Raw genomic sequence first — 14,285 nt, 5'->3', positions numbered from 1 at the left:
AATCGATCCATGACCGGCACCGTCGCGTTTCTGTTCGCGGGGTTTCGCAACACGCTGCTGCTGGTCGTCATCGCATTCGGGTCGAGCCTCGTGGTCGGAACCTTCGTGGCGGTGTGCCGGGTAGCTCCGGTCCCGATACTCCCCCGGGTGGCGCGGGCCGAGGTCGAGTTGTTTCGAAACACGCCGCTGCTGATCCAGATGTTCTTTTTGCGCCTCGCACTGCCTTCGGCAGGGATCCACATGTCGGCGTTCGCCGCGGCGGCGCTGGCGCTGTGCCTGTACACGGCGGCCTACGTGACGGAGGTGGTTAGGTCGGGCATCTCCTCCGTGGGAAAGGGGCAGATGGAGGCCTCCCGCTCCCTCGGACTCGGCTTCGTCAAGTCCATGCGGCTGGTGGCCCTGCCCCAGGCCTTCCGGACGGTGGTCCCGCCACTGGGCAACCTGATGATCGCGATGGTCAAGAACTCCGCCATAGCGGCGGCCATCGGGTTCCCGGAGCTCGTCTACCAGGCCGAGGTGCTGAACGGCCGGACCGCCCGCACGTTCGAGCTGTTCACCCTGGTGGCCCTCGGGTTCTGGACGATCACGCTCCCGCTTTCGTTCGGTGTGTCACGGATCGAACGGCGGATGAGGATCCTGCGGTGACGGCCCGGCTGAGGCTTCTGGGGGCGGCCGGCGCCGCCCTGTTCCTGGCTCCGGTCGCGGCGGGCGTGTACCGGGTCTACGGACCCGGTGACTTCGGCAGACGCGTGCAGACCCTGAAGTCGCGGTGGGAGCCGTTCGTGAACCCAGAGATCGCCGGCCTCATCTGGAAGTTCATCGGCCGGGGACTTCTGCTGACCCTTCAGGCGGCCGTGGTCTCCGTACTGCTGTCCATCGTCTTCGGCCTGCTGCTGGCTCTGCTGAGGCTGTCCCGGCACAAGCTCCTCGGTCTCCCCATCGGAAAAGCGGCGAGAGCGCTCGCAGCGTTTCCCGCGTCGGTGGTGGTCCAGGGAGTGCGGTCGGCCCCTTTGTTCCTGATCATCCTGTACACGTACCTGGCCGCGCCGCGCCTTGGCGTCAACCTGTCGCCGATGGCCGCCGGAATCACCGCGCTGACCGCGTACACGTCGTGCGTCATGGCCGAGATCATCCGCGCGGGGATCCTTTCACTGGAACGGGGGCAGCTGGAGGCGGCGGCAGTTCTGGGCCTGGGCTACCGCAAGTCGCTGCGCCTGGTCGTGCTGCCCCAGGCCCTCAGGCGCATGGCTCCGGCAGCCGTCTCGCAGCTCGTGACGCTCATCAAGGACACGTCCCTGCTCAGCTACATCACGGTCCTGGAGGTGAGCCGGAGGCTGAACATCCTGCAGCAGCAGTACGTCAACCCGATCGAGTGCTTTCTGGTGGCCGGACTGATCTACTTCGCACTGAACTTCTCGCTTTCCGCCCTCGGGCGCCGGCTGGAGGCGGCTCCCGGACGGGGAAGTCCCGAGGTCGCCCTGCGCCTGCAGCAGGTGGGGGCCGAGGACCAGACGCGTCCGGCCGCCTGAGGTTCGCCCGGCTGGACTCACCTGCGTCAGGCGCTATAGCCGCCGGGGTTCTGCGACTGCCAGTGCCAGGCGTCGCGGCACATGTCGTCCAGCGTCCTGGACGCCCGCCAGCCAAGCTCGCGCTCGGCCCTCGAGGCATCGGCGTAGGTCTCCGCGACGTCACCCGGCCGGCGCGGTGCTGTCTCGTAGGCGATGTCGGCTCCCACCGCTCTGGATGCCGCAGCGATCACCTCCAGCACGGTTGAGCCCCGGCCCGTACCCAGGTTGACCGCAACGCATCCCGGGACGCCCTCGAGGGCGTCCAGCGCCGCCAGGTGCCCTTGAGCGAGGTCCATCACGTGGATGTAATCGCGCACCGCGGTCCCGTCGCGGGTCGGGTAGTCGGTGCCGTACACCTTGAGAGCCGGCCTCCGGCCCGCGGCGACCTGCATCACGTTGGGCATGAGGTTGTTCGGTATGCCCAACGGGTCCTCGCCGATCAACCCGCTGGGGTGGGCGCCGGCCGGGTTGAAGTAGCGCAAGGAGATGAACTTCACGCCTGAGTCGGATGCGGTGACGTCCGAAAGGATCTGCTCGATCATGAGCTTCGTCCTGCCGTACGGGTTGGTCGCACTGAGTGGGAAGTCCTCGGTTACGGGGACCGACGCGGGTTCTCCGTACACGGTCGCGGATGAAGAGAACACGAGCCGCGTGATCCCGTGTCGCGCCATCGACTCCAGGAGGATCAAAGTGCCGGAGACGTTGTTTGCGTAGTAGTGCAACGGGACCTGCGTCGACTCCGCAACGGCCTTCAGTCCGGCGAAATGGATCACGGAATCGAACCGCCCGGAGGACATGACCCCGTCCACCGCGACGGCGTCCGTCAGGTCCGCCTCCTCGAGAAGCACCTCGCGTCCGGTGAGCCTCTCCACACGTCGGATCGCCTCCGCGGAGCTGTTGGACAGATTGTCCAGGACCGTGACGTGGTGGCCGGCCTCGAGCAGGGCGACGCATGTATGGCTGCCAATGAAACCGGCGCCCCCGGTTACCAGGATCGAGCAGGTCACGGCTGGACGCGTCAGCCGGCGCGCCTCAGCGCCGAGATCTCCCGTGTGCAGGCCAGTCGCTGCAGCGCCCGCGACTCCATCTTTCTGACCGTCTCACGGCTGACCCCCATCCGTCGTCCGATCTCGTCGAGAGTCTTGGGGCCGCCGTCGCCGTCCATGCCGTAGCGCATCCTGATGATCGCCTGTTCGCGCTCCGGAAGGCTCGCGACGGCCTGGTGGAGGCTGCTGTGCTCCAGCGACAGCTCGATCTCGTCCTCGAAGCGGTGCTCTGAGGCCAGGACGTCACCCAACGACGTCTCGGAGTCGGACCTCAAAGGACGGTCGAGGCTGGTCACCACGCGCGGCGCCGCCCGCACCCTCGCAAGCTCCTGCATGGTCAGTCCGATGGCCTCCGCGATCTCCTGCTCGGTCGGATCCCTGTCAAGGGTCCGCGAGAGGTCGCGCTCTGCCATCTGGATCTTCTGCTCGCGCTCCAGCAGGTCCGCCGAGATCCTGATCGTGCGCGCCTGGTTCTGGATCGCGCGTCCGATTGCCTGCCGGATCCACCAGGTTGCGTACGTCGAGAACCTGAACCCCCGTTGCCAGTCGAACTTCTCGACGGCGCGGATCAGCCCCAGGATGCCCTCCTGGATCAAGTCCAGGAGAGGCATCCCGCTGTGCTGGTAGCGGCGGGCGATCGAGACCACCAGCCGCAGGTTCGACGTGACCATGTGATCTTTCGCCGCCTTGTCCCCCTTCTGGACACGCTTGGCCAGCTCGACCTCCTGATCTGCGGTCAGCAGGTCGTATCGGCCGATCTCGTTGAGGAACATTCGGACGGTGTCGGTTGTGTACGAAGCGAGGGACCCGTTGGTGTAACCCTGCGCCTCGGTGGAGTGGCCGCAGTCGTCGCGAAGGTCGATCCCCCGCGACTCTAGCTCGTCGAACAGCGTCCTTACGCCCTGCTCGTCGAGTCCCGCCGCGACTGCGATGTCCGTAACCTGCGAAAGCTCGGCGCACTTCGACCGGGGCACCCCTTCCAGGGTCTGGGCCAAGGCCGCCCGGAACGACGGCGTGTCGCGAACGCCATCTGCGGGCTCGCTCAAGGTCCCTCCTCCACCAGCCGCTTCAGGCGGTCGAGAGACCTGGCGTTGCGGATCTGGGTCAGCTTGTCGAACAGCGGGTTCCACAGAAGGCCGGCCAGGCCGCCGATCCCCTTTTCGGCCATCTTCACGATCGTCTCATCCCCGTCCTGTTCGAGATCGAGGCTCACCCGGGCGACCAGCCCCACCGGCCGCGCCTTTGCGCTCAGCACCAGCCGCCTCGGCGGATCGATCTCGATTATCCGCGTCGAGTCGCTCACGTGGAGCGGGCCGGCACCCAGAGTGTGGTGGAAAGCCGAACCCGATCGCGGCCAGTCCCCGTCCACCGCCCGGATCGAGCGAGCCCCAACGACCCAGTCCGGATAGGCGGCAGCATCGGTCAGCACCTGGAAAACACGCTCCACGGGCGCGCGGATGCGGGTGACGTTCTGCGCCATGGTCCTCGATCACCCCGGTGTTCCGGTGCGCGGCCATGCGCACCCTGCGCATGTCCGATACCCGCCACGGCGTCGGCCAAACGCATCCATACGGGGGCCCGGCAGCGAAGGCATACTGCGGATGCCTCGCGTACTTCGACGGGAAGGACATTCGAGCCAATGGGATCACTCCACGAACGCAACCGGTCGCTGTGGGTAGGGACCGCGCCGTCCAGCGACTACGGCGCACAGGCCGAGTCCCTGTCGGTCGATATCGCCGTGCTGGGAGGCGGGATCGCGGGACTGACCACGGCGCTGATGCTCAAGCGACAGGGCGCGACCGTGGCCGTCATCGAGGCGGGCCGGATAGCGTCCGGCGCGACCGGATACACGACCGCGAAGGTGACGTCGCTGCATGGGCTGATCTACTCCCACATCGCGTCGGACTTCGGTGACGACCAGGCCAGGCTCTACGGCGAGGCGCAGGAGGCCGCGATCGAGCTGATCGCGCGGCTGGTCGAGGACCTGTCGATCGACTGTGACTTCGCCCGCCGCCCCGCGTACACATACACGACCTCAGCCGACCGCACCGGTGACATCGAGGCCGAGGTGGCCGCCGCGACGGCAGCCGGGCTCCCGGCGTCGTTCACCACCGACACCGACCTGCCATTCGACGTGCGCGCTGCCGTCCGCTTCGACAACCAGGCCATGTTCCATCCCCGCAAGTACTGCCTCGGGCTGGCAAAGGCTATCCCGGGCGACGGAAGCGTCGTGGCGGAGATGACCCGGGCGCTGGACGTGGACGAGTCCAACGGCACGTGCACCGTCACGACCAGTGCCGGCACGGTCCTCGCCGAGCAGGTCGTGTTCGCGACCCACCTGCCGTTTGCGGACAAGGGCCTGTTCTTTGCCAAGACCCACCCGGAACGGTCCTACGCGCTCGGCGTGCGGTGCAGCCCTGAGCCGCAGGGGATGTATCTGGGGGTCGGCTCCTCCACCCGATCGGTGCGCTCCCACAGCGGGCCGGAGGGCAGCTTCGTCCTGATAGGCGGCGAGGGCCACAAGGTGGGTCAGGACCCGGACACCGACGCAAGGTACTCGAGTCTCGAGAACTGGGCCAGGGAGAACTTCGAAGTCGAGTCGATCGACTACCGGTGGTCCGCCCAGGACTACATATCCGCGGACAAGGTCCCGTACGTGGGCCGCCAGACGCCGGGCGCCACCAGGATGTGGGTCGCCACGGGGTTCGGCAAGTGGGGGATGACCAACGGCACCGCCGCCGCCGTGATGCTGTCCGACGCGATCCAGGGCACCGACAACCCATGGCTGGAGTTGTTTGACGCCACCCGCGTGAACCTGAAGGCCTCGATCAGCGACTTGGTCAAGGAGAACCTCAACGCCGCCAAGAGAATGGTCGGCGACAGGCTCGCGGAGCTCGTGGCCCCCTCTCTTGACGAGCTGAAGCCCGGTCAGGCCGGGGTTGTGCGCGCGCCGGGGGGCAGAGCGGTGGCGGCCGTGCGGGGGCAGGACGGATCCGTCAAGGCCGTTTCGCCGGTGTGCACACACCTGGGCTGCATCGTGGGCTGGAACCCGGCGGAGACCACCTGGGACTGCCCCTGCCACGGATCCCGCTTCGACTCCGACGGGCGAGTCATCCAGGGTCCGGCAAACAGGGACCTGGAGTCTGTCGACCTGCCGGGTGAGCCGGCGGACCCGGAGTAGGGGGGCGCCGGTACCTAGGGCGGCGGAGTCTCGGCCCGCAGGTCCGCCGCTGCCTCCGGCTCAAGGCCCTCCTGCAGAGGGTGAGACGGCCGCTTTCCGCGCTCCTCTCGCCAGGTTTCAAAGGCGGCGGTCGACGCCGCCAGCCATGCCAGCCCCAGCGCGATTCCTCCCAGGACATCGCTCACGAAGTGGACGCCGAGGGCGAGACGGGAGAACGCGATACCCGCGACCAGCGCCGACACGGTCGCGATGAGCCACTTGCGCAGCCGGCGCGAGACGACCGGGAGGAACACCAGTAGCAGCGCGCCGTAGATCACGGTGGAGCTCATTGCGTGTCCGGAGGGAAAGCTCTTGCCGTACGCCGTCGCGATCGGGTCTTCAAAGACGGGCCGAGGCCTGTTCACGAGGATCTTGACGGCGGTATCGATCAGCCCGCCGAGCGCGGAGGTCGCGACGAGGTAGGCGATCAACCGGCGGCGCCCGCGCCTCCACAAGTAGAGGCTCGCCGCACCGATCAGCACGTAGAACAGCACCGGCTTGCCCATGAAGCTGAGGGCCTGAAGAACCCTGATACCGACGGGGGACCGCCGCGCGTACTCGTGCAGGTACTCGGCGGCCTCAGTGTCGATCCTGGTGAACGGGCCGTCGCTGAGGACCTGAACGAGCAGCAGTCCGAACGGGACTGCCACCAGGATGACCGCGAACGTGAGCAAAGTCAGGCGCAGTCCGTAACGCTGCGCGGGGTCCATGCGGGCGCGAACGAAGTCCGGCAGGTAGCCTTTCATCTTTCCAGTGTCCCCGACCCCGGCCCCCGCATGAAAGACAGCAACAAGAACCGGCTCAGGACGCCGCTGCTCATAGCCGCGGGAGTCCGCATCGTTATCGGGCTGCTGGCCATCCCGCTGGCCCCGGTCCTGTACAAGGACCACTTTCTGATCCTGGTCCTGATGCGTCCGACCAAGGAGGTCCTGCTGGCCGGGGGGTTCCTGCTGAGGCAGGACAAAGTCGGGCTGATCGAGCTGATGGCCGCCGCGATCCCTCTGGCCATCCTCGGCGTCTGGCACTTCTACTACCTGGGCCGCATCTACTGCGAGGACATCGGGGACGGCAACATGCCGAAGCTCGCTCAGCGGATACTGCCACCCGACCGCATCCGCAAGCTCCAAAAGGTTCTGGACAAGAAGGGTCCGCGCCTGGTGTTTCTGGGCCGGATCGCGGCCTTTCCTTCGGCGCTCGTGGGCGCGGCCGCAGGCTCAGGGGACATGGCTTCACGGCAGTTCCTGCCCGCCGACGGGCTGGGGGCGCTGGTGTCGATAGCGGAGGTTGTCGGCGCGGGCTATCTCGCCGGCGAGGCATACAAGAAGGCGGGTCCGCTTGTCACGGGAGCCGGCGTCGCGGTTCTCATAGCGGGTGCTGTGCTCCTCGGGCGGTACCTGCGCCGCGAGTGAAGGTCGGATCAGTCCGAGGGCGTGAACACCGCCAGCGGTTTCGGCAGCTTCTCGATCACGAAGCGGTTTGAGCCGTCGAACGTCTCGCCATCACGCGCCAGCCTCAGCGGTCCCTGCATCGACCGAACCTCGATCCGCTCGGCCAGCGAGCACTCGTACGCGGGGCAGCTGGCAAGTCGGCCGGTAACGATCGACCACACAAGCTTCGCCCTGGACCAGGCCTGGGAGGCGCTGACGATCCGGACGTCCAGCTGCCCGTCGTCCAGGCGCTCCCGCCAGCTGGGCGTGAAGCCGCGAGGGTGGTAGCGGCAGTTGCCGATGAAGGCCATCCACACCCGCGCCGGCTTGCCGTCGATCTCCAGGTCCAGTGGTTCGGCCTCCCGCATCACCCGCACCAGCGCGACCAGGACGGCCGGCCACTTCCCGATCCTGGACTCCAGCCGCTCCCTGGCGTCCACGAGCTCGACATAGGCGCCGAAGCTCGCGGTGTTGAGGAATCCGTGCCCGTGGATGCTCGCCACGTCCACGGCCGCTGTGGACCCTTCCTTGACGGCACGAACGGCGTCTGCCACTCCCGCAACGCCGAGGTCCCGCGCGAAGTGGTTCAGGGTTCCTGAGGGGACGACCAGCAGCGGCATCCCGTGACGGTGGGCAACGGCGGCGGCGGTGTTCACCGACCCGTCCCCGCCCGCCACTCCCAGGGCTCGGGCCGTCCCCGCCGCGGCCTCCAGGACCTTCTCCAGGTCCATTCCCTCCTCGAGCTCGATCACATCGGCCCCCGGCAGCGCCTCGCGAAGCTCTTGCGCCGGACTGCGGCCCACGGCCGGCCCGGACGACGGGTTGACCGCGATAGCCAGGCCCGTCCCGTCCGGCAGCGGCTGCTGGTGCGACCGCGTCAGCGCCGCCCGGACCTCGGCCGGCTCGTCGGGCGCCACCGGCCAGTAGCGCCGCGACGCCAGCGCGATCCCCGCGCCCAGCGCCGCGCCGGCCACCACGTCCGACGGGTAGTGGGCGCCGGTGTACACACGGGAGAAGCCGATCGTCGCAGCCAGGGCGATCAGCGGAGGCGCCAGCATCGGACGCTCCATCGCGACCCCGGTCGCGAACGCAAAGGCCGAAGCGGAGTGTCCGGAGGGAAACGACGACGACGTGGGCATCCGCGCGAGACGTCGGACGACCGGCGTCAGCTTCGGGTCCGGACGCTTGCGGCGGGTGAGCAGCTTGCCGGGAATGTTGGCGACGGCGGACGTGGCCGCGACGGAGACCATCCCGCGCAGGGCCCCCCTGCGGCCAAACCTGCCGCCGGACAGCCCCATCAGTACAGCGATCAGCGCCCAGAGCTTGGACTTGTTGGCGAACCTGGTAAGGGGGGGCAGCGTGCGGTCCAGGAACGGAGCTCTCCACCGGGCGAGCCGCCGGAACAGAGCCAGGTCGATGCGCAGGAGCGCGTCGGGCTCCAGCCTCTCCCGGCGCGCCTTGACGGGCTTCGGGACACGAGCCGGCGTGCGCAAGTTCACCTCCGGACGGGGCGGATAAACGGACGATACCCCCGGACCGCGAGCCGAAACCCACATAGGCCGGTTCGGCTCATGATGGTACGTGGCGCCTGAGGTGCGGGAGCTGGACCAACGGGATCTCTTCACGGCAGCCCGAATCACCGCGCTGCAGCGCGTGTCCTACGAACAGGAAGCAAAGCTCATCGGGTTCGACGCGATCCCACCGCTCCGCGAGTCGGCGGAGGACGTCTCCGCGCTGCACCTGACGATGCTGGGGGTCGAGGACGAGCTCGGCGAGCTATGCGCCATCCTCGGGTTCGCCCGGACCGGAGACACAGTCGGCATCGACAGGCTGGCCGTGCGCCCCGACCGGTTCCGGACCGGACTTGCCCGGCTTCTCCTCGAGCACCTGCACGACCGCGAGGACGCCCGCCGGTTCGAGGTATCCACCGGAGCGGACAACCTTCCCGCCGTCAGGCTTTACCTGTCCATGGGCTACGAGGCGACTGCAAACGTCGCCCTGCCGCAAGGGCTGATGATCACGCTGTTCTCCAGGACCGCGTGCTGAAGGACAGACCGGGACCTTTCAACCTCGGTTGAAAGGCGGGGTTTGTCACTCCTCGAAGCGCCTGCTCCGCTCGGACTTGATGTGCGACCGCGCCCGCTTGTCGGACAGTCGCCGTTCCCGCGCCGACCTGGACGGCTTTGTCGGCCGCCGCGGCGGGGGGTCCGGACGCAGCGCCTCTTCCAGCACCGACCCGAGCCGCCCCAGCGCCGCCTCGCGGTTCGCCGCCTGTGTCCGGGCCTCCGAAGCCACCACCCTCAGACGCCCCTCCGAGTCGAGCTTTGACGCCAACCTCTCAAGCATCCGGGCCCGCTGCCGGGGGCCGAGCGAAGGCGATCGCCCGACGTCGAACACCACCTCGACCCGCGTAGATCGCGTGTTGACGTTCTGCCCCCCGGGCCCGCCACTGCGAGAGAACCGAAGCTCCAGCTCCCCCACCGGAATCACCAGATGACTGTTAACCCGCACCCCATCCACCCCAGCAGGATAGGCGGAGGCCGAGGGAAGCGAGCGCGTCGGAGGTCGCCCGGCCCCCCCCGGCGCGACGCGCAGAACGCGACCACGTAAGCGCACAGAACGAAACTACTGGGACGCCAGAGACCTCAAAGCCGCAACCACGTCGTCCACCTGCGGCAGGATCGCGTTCTCCAGCGTGGGCTCGTAGGCGACGTGACAGTCCTTGGCCCCCACGCGCATCACCGGCGCGTCGAGGTCCCAGAAGCAGTGCTCGGCCACCCAGGCGGCGATTTCCCCCCCGAAGCCGGCGGTGAGGATGTCCTCGTGGACGACCAGCAGACGTCCCGTCTTGGCGACCGACTCCGCCACCATCTCCTTGTCCCACGGCAGGATCGAACGCAGGTCGATGATCTCGACGGTGAGGCCGTCCGCCTCAAGCTGCTTCGCCGCAAGCACGGACTTCTGCAGGGTCGCACCGTAGGTGACGACCGTCATGTCGTCGCCGCGCGCGACATATGACCCCTTGCCGAACGGCACCACGTAGTCCGGGTCCGGGTAGGGGTCGCGGAGGTACATCTCCCGGTACAGCTTCTTGTGCTCGATGAAAAGCACCGGGTCCTCCGAGTGGCGAAGCGCCGTGCGCAGCAGGCCGACGGCGTCGCGCGAGCGGGACGGGAAGACAACTTGGAGCCCCGGCACGTGAGCGAAGATGGACTCGTTGATCTGCGAATGCCAGATCGCGCCCCCCTGCAGGTATCCGCCAGAAGCGACCCTGATCACCATCGGAGCGCTGAACGCGCCGTTGGACCTCCACCGCGTCGTGGCAGCCTCCGTCTTGATCTGCTGCATCGCCGGCCAGATGTAGTCGAAGAACTGGATCTCAGCGCAGGGTCGCAGGCCCCTGGTCGCCTGGCCCACCGCGCGCCCCACGATGTTCGCTTCCGCCAGGGGCGAGTTGAAACAGCGGTCGATGCCGAACTTGCGCTGCAGCCCCAGCGTGATCCCGAACACGCCGCCCTTGCCCTTCACGTTGTCCAGGACGTCCTCGTAGGCGTCGGCCACGTCCTCACCGAATACACGGATGCGCTCATCGCGAGCCATCTCGTCGTGCAGGGTCCGGTTGATCGCGTCGCCCATGACGATGGGGTCGCCCGAGCCTCCCGGGTCGCCTTCGGTAATCGGGGCCGGTGGGGCAGTGACGTGGTGCAGGACGGTGGCGGGGTCCGGACGCGGAGCCGCCAGAGCCTCCTTGGCCGCCTCAGCCACCAGCGCCTTGGCGTCGGACCGTATCTGCTCGGCCTCCTCGGCGGTGAGGATCCCGGACGACACCAGCTCGCGTTCCAGGATGAGAAGCGGGTCGCCCTGCTTCTCCTGCTCGAGATCCTCGGCCGTCCTGTACTTCTTCTGGTCGTCGGACAGCGAGTGGGAGTAGGGACGGGTGACCGTGGCGTGCAGCAGCGCCGGACCTTCGCCCTCCCGCATCTTCGGGATGATCTTGGCGGCCTTGCGCCGGACCTCGAAGTAGTCGCAGCCGTCCAGCTTCGTGATCGACAGGCCCTTGAAGCCGCGGACCAGCTCCGAAACGGGCGCGGGAGCCTGATCCGAGGACCGCACCGAGATCGCGTAACCGTTGTCGGCCACGACGAACAGCACCGGCAGCTTCAGGGTGCACGCCGACGACAGCGCCTCCCAGAACTCACCCTCCGAGCACGCCCCCTCTCCGAGCGACACATAGGTCACCTCGTCCGGGGCGGCCGGGATCCGGCCCTTCAGAGACTCCTGGCTCCAGATGTACCGGCCGGCCTCGGCGCACCCGACCGCCGGTATGCACTGGCTGCCGGTGGCGCTGGACTGGGTGACGACGTTCTGGTCCTTGTACCCCCAGTGCGACGGCATCTGCCGCGCGCCGGAGGCCGGGTCGTCGGCGGCCCCTACGGCCTCCTTGAGGATGTCGGCAGGCGTGACGCCGAGTCCGACCATGAGCGCACGATCCCGGTAGTACGGGAAGAACCAGTCCTTGGCGGGGTCCAGGTGCCGGGCCAGCCCCAGAAGCAGGGCCTCGTGGCCCGCCCCCGAGATCTGGAAGAAGACCTTGCTCTGCGCCTTGAGGATGATCTCCCGGTCGTCAATCGACCTCGACACACAGGCCAGCCGGAAGTCCTCCACGGCCTCCTCGGCCGGGACACCCTTGTGCTTGGAAAGCCTCTCCCTGATCTGCATCCGTCCTCCTGCGCGGGCCCCCCAAAGGGTACCGGAGCGGGGAATGGGAGCCGGGCCAAAGAAAAGAGGGCGCCCACAAGGGACGCCCTCCTGGTTACAGCACTTTCTAGGGCTGCAAGGACGTGGCGGTGCAGTACTCCGTGCCGCCCCGGCCATCGAACCAGCCCCGGACGCAGCCCATTGCGGCGGCAGGGTGGGTAATCGTGGGGCTCTCGTAGTAAAAGGTTCCGGGGACCAGGCCCTCGTCCAGGACGACGCCCCCGCACCTGCCGCCGCCCAGGTGGTTCAGAAGGTCCCCGATCAGGCAGTACCCCGAGGCGGTACCGGACACGAGCCGGGACTTGATCGCGCGGGAGCCGGGGTAGATGAGATTGGTGTTGAACTCGACCTCGGGCGACGCGGTGCACCCGATGCTGTTGGGGTCGGACGTGACGCCCGTTCCGCCGATGAAGCTGAAGATGATGACCTGGCGGTCGCAGTCCGCTGCCTGCGCGGGAGCCGCCGCAGCCGTGAGCCCCGCGGCGAAGACCATGGAAGCGGCCAGGGCGGCCGCCATCCTGTGAACGAGCATGTTCTTTCCTCCTTTTGGGGGACTTGCCTTGTTGGGATCGATATTCGACCCGAGTCCGCAGTTCCCTTCTCCACTCCAGAAAGCCGCAGCCCGGACGAACCAAAGGGGCGCCCCTTGCGGGGCGCCCCTTCAGGTTGTCCGAGAGCCTAGGGCGAGATCCTGTCGACCGTGCAGTACTCGGTGTGTCCGCGGCCGTCGAAGCTGGCCGTCACGCAGCCCAGACCGGCGGGAGAGATCGCGATCGATGGACTCTCCGAGTAGGAGGTCCCCGGAACGAGTCCCTCGCTGACCGTTGCCGATCCGCACTTGCCGTGGAAGGACGCGGTGGGAGAGATGAGGGCGCCCGTGATGCAGTAGGTCCCTGCTGATCCGGAGGTCAGACGGGACTGCATCGTGCGGGAGCCGGGGTAGATGATGGCTGTGTTGAACTCCAGCCCCGCGTCCACGGTGAGGCAGCCCAAAACCTTGGAGTCGTAGGCAGGACCGCCGGCGGACGTGAAGATGATGACCTCGGTGGCGCACTGTGCCGCCTGGGCGGGAGCGCCGCCGATGGCGAGCCCGGATGCGAATACCAGCGAAGCGACCACGGTGGCCGCAATCTTACGGATGAGCATTCCTATTCCTCCTGTCGGATGTGCTTACGGCGTGAGATGCGTGAGGGTGCAGTACTCGTGGGGGCTGGTCACGTTGAACCACGCGTTGACACAGCCGATCTGCGTGGGGTCCAGAGCGAGCAGATGGGACTCGGTTCGAGCGCCTCCCGTGAGGCTCGTGTAGATGATGGTCGCGTCGCACCTATTGAGGGCCAGGCCGGCAAAGCAGTACTGAGAGGCGCCGCCGGGCACGTGCAGAGCCTTGATCAGGTTCGCGCCCGGGTACACGAACCCGGTGTTGAACTCGACGTCGGGGCTGGCGGCGCACCCGAATGTCCTCGAGTCGTACAGCGGCGTGAAGACCCGCTGTCCGGTGGGCGAGTCGTCCGGAACGATCACTCCGTGCAGCGTCCAGACGACGACGTCTGCGCCGCACTCGGCGGCCTGAGCCGGGCCGCCCAACGGATTCAGCCCTGCCAGCAGGGCTGCAGCGACTGCCACCACGGCAGCGCGGGTACGAAAGCGCATGTGAAACCCCCTTGTCCGTAGATCCCTCACTTCGTTCGGATCGTTATTCGACCCGCGTCCGCGGTTCCCTTCCGCGGACCAGAAAAAAAATGGGGGGCCCGGAGGCCCCCCGCCTTTCGTTCTGTCCTAAGGGGAAAGCCTGTCGATCGTGCAGTACTCGACGTAGCCTCGCCCGTCGAAGGTGGCCCCGAGACAGCCGAAGGTGGCCGGGTCCATTGAGAGCAGTTCGCTCTGGGTGTACGTGGTGTCCACTACCGTGGCCTTGACGGTAGAGCCGCACTTGGCGAACAGGTTGTGGAAGCAGTAGATACCTGCGTCCCCAGTCAGAAGCCTGGAATCGACGACGTTGGCGCCCGGATAGATGAGGTTGGTGTTTGCCTCCACGTCGGGCGATGCCTGGCATCCGTAGAAGTTGGACGCGATCAGCGGCGTCGTCACCGCCTTGCGGTTGGCTGGGTTCTCGGGCAGGAACACACCGTGCCTCGAGAAGATGTAGATCTCCGGGTCGCACTGGCCGGCGTGCGCCCCGGAAGCGGCGAGAGCCGGTATCAGCGCCGCAAGCAGACCAGCTGCCACGGCCGTCCTAAGGACTTTCAGCATGCGCTGCGCCTCC

16 protein-coding genes are annotated in these 14,285 nt (G+C 67.6%); 5 read left to right on the top strand and 11 right to left on the bottom strand.

Annotated features, from left to right (window positions below):
• The first annotated feature begins 9 nt into the window (after positions 1-9).
• On the top strand, positions 10-645 hold the full coding sequence (locus tag VNE62_00670; protein ID HVE90804.1) for an amino acid ABC transporter permease: 636 nt from the start codon (positions 10-12) through the stop codon (positions 643-645).
• Complete coding sequence (locus tag VNE62_00665; GenBank protein HVE90803.1) at positions 642-1,529, top strand: amino acid ABC transporter permease; 888 nt, start codon at positions 642-644, stop codon at positions 1,527-1,529. The genes VNE62_00670 and VNE62_00665 overlap by 4 nt, the downstream gene beginning before the upstream one ends.
• Positions 1,530-1,555: 26 nt before the next feature.
• On the opposite strand, the gene galE is transcribed toward VNE62_00665, so the two are convergent.
• The 3 genes from galE to VNE62_00650 are packed head-to-tail and all read right to left on the bottom strand — an operon-like array spanning position 1,556 to position 4,094.
• On the bottom strand, positions 1,556-2,575 hold the full coding sequence (gene galE / locus VNE62_00660; GenBank protein HVE90802.1) for a UDP-glucose 4-epimerase GalE: 1,020 nt from the start codon (positions 2,573-2,575) through the stop codon (positions 1,556-1,558).
• A gap of 11 nt (positions 2,576-2,586) precedes the next feature.
• Positions 2,587-3,660, bottom strand: a complete 1,074-nt coding sequence (locus VNE62_00655; GenBank protein HVE90801.1) for a sigma-70 family RNA polymerase sigma factor — start codon at positions 3,658-3,660, stop codon at positions 2,587-2,589.
• The gene (locus VNE62_00650; protein HVE90800.1) at positions 3,657-4,094 is read right to left on the bottom strand and encodes an SRPBCC family protein; all 438 of its coding nucleotides are present in this window, start codon (positions 4,092-4,094) and stop codon (positions 3,657-3,659) included. The genes VNE62_00655 and VNE62_00650 overlap by 4 nt, the downstream gene beginning before the upstream one ends.
• A 159-nt stretch (positions 4,095-4,253) precedes the next feature.
• On the opposite strand from VNE62_00650, the gene VNE62_00645 reads away from it, so the two are divergent.
• Positions 4,254-5,795, top strand: a complete 1,542-nt coding sequence (locus tag VNE62_00645) for an FAD-dependent oxidoreductase (GenBank protein HVE90799.1) — start codon at positions 4,254-4,256, stop codon at positions 5,793-5,795.
• A 14-nt stretch (positions 5,796-5,809) separates the two neighbouring features.
• Here VNE62_00645 and VNE62_00640 read toward each other — a convergent pair whose 3' ends face one another.
• Positions 5,810-6,580, bottom strand: coding sequence for a phosphatase PAP2 family protein (locus tag VNE62_00640; protein HVE90798.1), 771 nt, complete (start codon positions 6,578-6,580; stop codon positions 5,810-5,812).
• Between the two features lie 30 nt (positions 6,581-6,610).
• Here VNE62_00640 and VNE62_00635 point away from each other — a divergent pair, with 30 nt between their 5' ends.
• Positions 6,611-7,243, top strand: coding sequence for a VTT domain-containing protein (locus VNE62_00635; protein HVE90797.1), 633 nt, complete (start codon positions 6,611-6,613; stop codon positions 7,241-7,243).
• A gap of 8 nt (positions 7,244-7,251) precedes the next feature.
• Here the strand turns inward: VNE62_00635 and VNE62_00630 are convergent, their stop codons facing one another.
• Positions 7,252-8,754: a phosphatase PAP2 family protein gene (locus VNE62_00630; GenBank protein HVE90796.1), complete on the bottom strand. Its 1,503-nt coding sequence runs from the start codon at positions 8,752-8,754 to the stop codon at positions 7,252-7,254.
• An 88-nt stretch (positions 8,755-8,842) separates the two neighbouring features.
• Here VNE62_00630 and VNE62_00625 point away from each other — a divergent pair, with 88 nt between their 5' ends.
• A complete protein-coding gene (locus tag VNE62_00625) occupies positions 8,843-9,307 on the top strand; it encodes a GNAT family N-acetyltransferase (GenBank protein HVE90795.1) in 465 nt (154 codons plus the stop codon).
• A gap of 45 nt (positions 9,308-9,352) precedes the next feature.
• Here the strand turns inward: VNE62_00625 and arfB are convergent, their stop codons facing one another.
• The 6 genes from arfB to VNE62_00595 all read right to left on the bottom strand — a co-directional run bounded on the left by arfB (position 9,353) and on the right by VNE62_00595 (position 14,272).
• A complete protein-coding gene (gene arfB / locus VNE62_00620; GenBank protein HVE90794.1) occupies positions 9,353-9,781 on the bottom strand; it encodes an alternative ribosome rescue aminoacyl-tRNA hydrolase ArfB in 429 nt (142 codons plus the stop codon).
• A 105-nt stretch (positions 9,782-9,886) separates the two neighbouring features.
• Positions 9,887-11,980: a dehydrogenase E1 component subunit alpha/beta gene (locus tag VNE62_00615; GenBank protein HVE90793.1), complete on the bottom strand. Its 2,094-nt coding sequence runs from the start codon at positions 11,978-11,980 to the stop codon at positions 9,887-9,889.
• A 106-nt stretch (positions 11,981-12,086) separates the two neighbouring features.
• A complete protein-coding gene (locus VNE62_00610) occupies positions 12,087-12,551 on the bottom strand; it encodes a hypothetical protein (GenBank protein ID HVE90792.1) in 465 nt (154 codons plus the stop codon).
• Between the two features lie 146 nt (positions 12,552-12,697).
• A complete protein-coding gene (locus tag VNE62_00605) occupies positions 12,698-13,165 on the bottom strand; it encodes a hypothetical protein (protein HVE90791.1) in 468 nt (155 codons plus the stop codon).
• Between the two features lie 24 nt (positions 13,166-13,189).
• Entirely contained in the window at positions 13,190-13,672 is a 483-nt protein-coding gene (locus tag VNE62_00600; protein ID HVE90790.1) for a hypothetical protein, read from the bottom strand.
• A 126-nt stretch (positions 13,673-13,798) separates the two neighbouring features.
• Positions 13,799-14,272 carry a hypothetical protein gene (locus VNE62_00595; GenBank protein ID HVE90789.1) on the bottom strand — a complete coding sequence of 158 codons (474 nt, stop codon included), beginning with the start codon at positions 14,270-14,272 and terminating at the stop codon, positions 13,799-13,801.
• Positions 14,273-14,285: the final 13 nt, after the last annotated feature.

The sequence above is a fragment of the Actinomycetota bacterium genome, from assembly GCA_035536535.1.
Classification (GTDB): Bacteria; Actinomycetota; JAICYB01; order JAICYB01; family JAICYB01; genus DATLNZ01.
Note: the sequence above shows the minus strand (reverse complement) of the source record. Positions and strands in the feature narration are given on the sequence as shown.

Excerpts from the sequence above, each read along its gene's own strand:
- VNE62_00670 (HVE90804.1), top strand. The coding sequence starts at position 10 with ATGACCGGCACCGTCGCGTTTCTGTTCGCGGGGTTTCGCAACACGCTG.
- VNE62_00650 (HVE90800.1), bottom strand. The coding sequence starts at position 4,094 with ATGGCGCAGAACGTCACCCGCATCCGCGCGCCCGTGGAGCGTGTTTTC.
- VNE62_00645 (HVE90799.1), top strand. The coding sequence starts at position 4,254 with ATGGGATCACTCCACGAACGCAACCGGTCGCTGTGGGTAGGGACCGCG.
- VNE62_00640 (HVE90798.1), bottom strand. The coding sequence starts at position 6,580 with ATGAAAGGCTACCTGCCGGACTTCGTTCGCGCCCGCATGGACCCCGCG.
- VNE62_00635 (HVE90797.1), top strand. The coding sequence starts at position 6,611 with ATGAAAGACAGCAACAAGAACCGGCTCAGGACGCCGCTGCTCATAGCC.
- VNE62_00615 (HVE90793.1), bottom strand. The coding sequence starts at position 11,980 with ATGCAGATCAGGGAGAGGCTTTCCAAGCACAAGGGTGTCCCGGCCGAG.
- VNE62_00610 (HVE90792.1), bottom strand. The coding sequence starts at position 12,551 with ATGCTCGTTCACAGGATGGCGGCCGCCCTGGCCGCTTCCATGGTCTTC.
- VNE62_00605 (HVE90791.1), bottom strand. The coding sequence starts at position 13,165 with ATGCTCATCCGTAAGATTGCGGCCACCGTGGTCGCTTCGCTGGTATTC.
- VNE62_00600 (HVE90790.1), bottom strand. The coding sequence starts at position 13,672 with ATGCGCTTTCGTACCCGCGCTGCCGTGGTGGCAGTCGCTGCAGCCCTG.
- VNE62_00595 (HVE90789.1), bottom strand. The coding sequence starts at position 14,272 with ATGCTGAAAGTCCTTAGGACGGCCGTGGCAGCTGGTCTGCTTGCGGCG.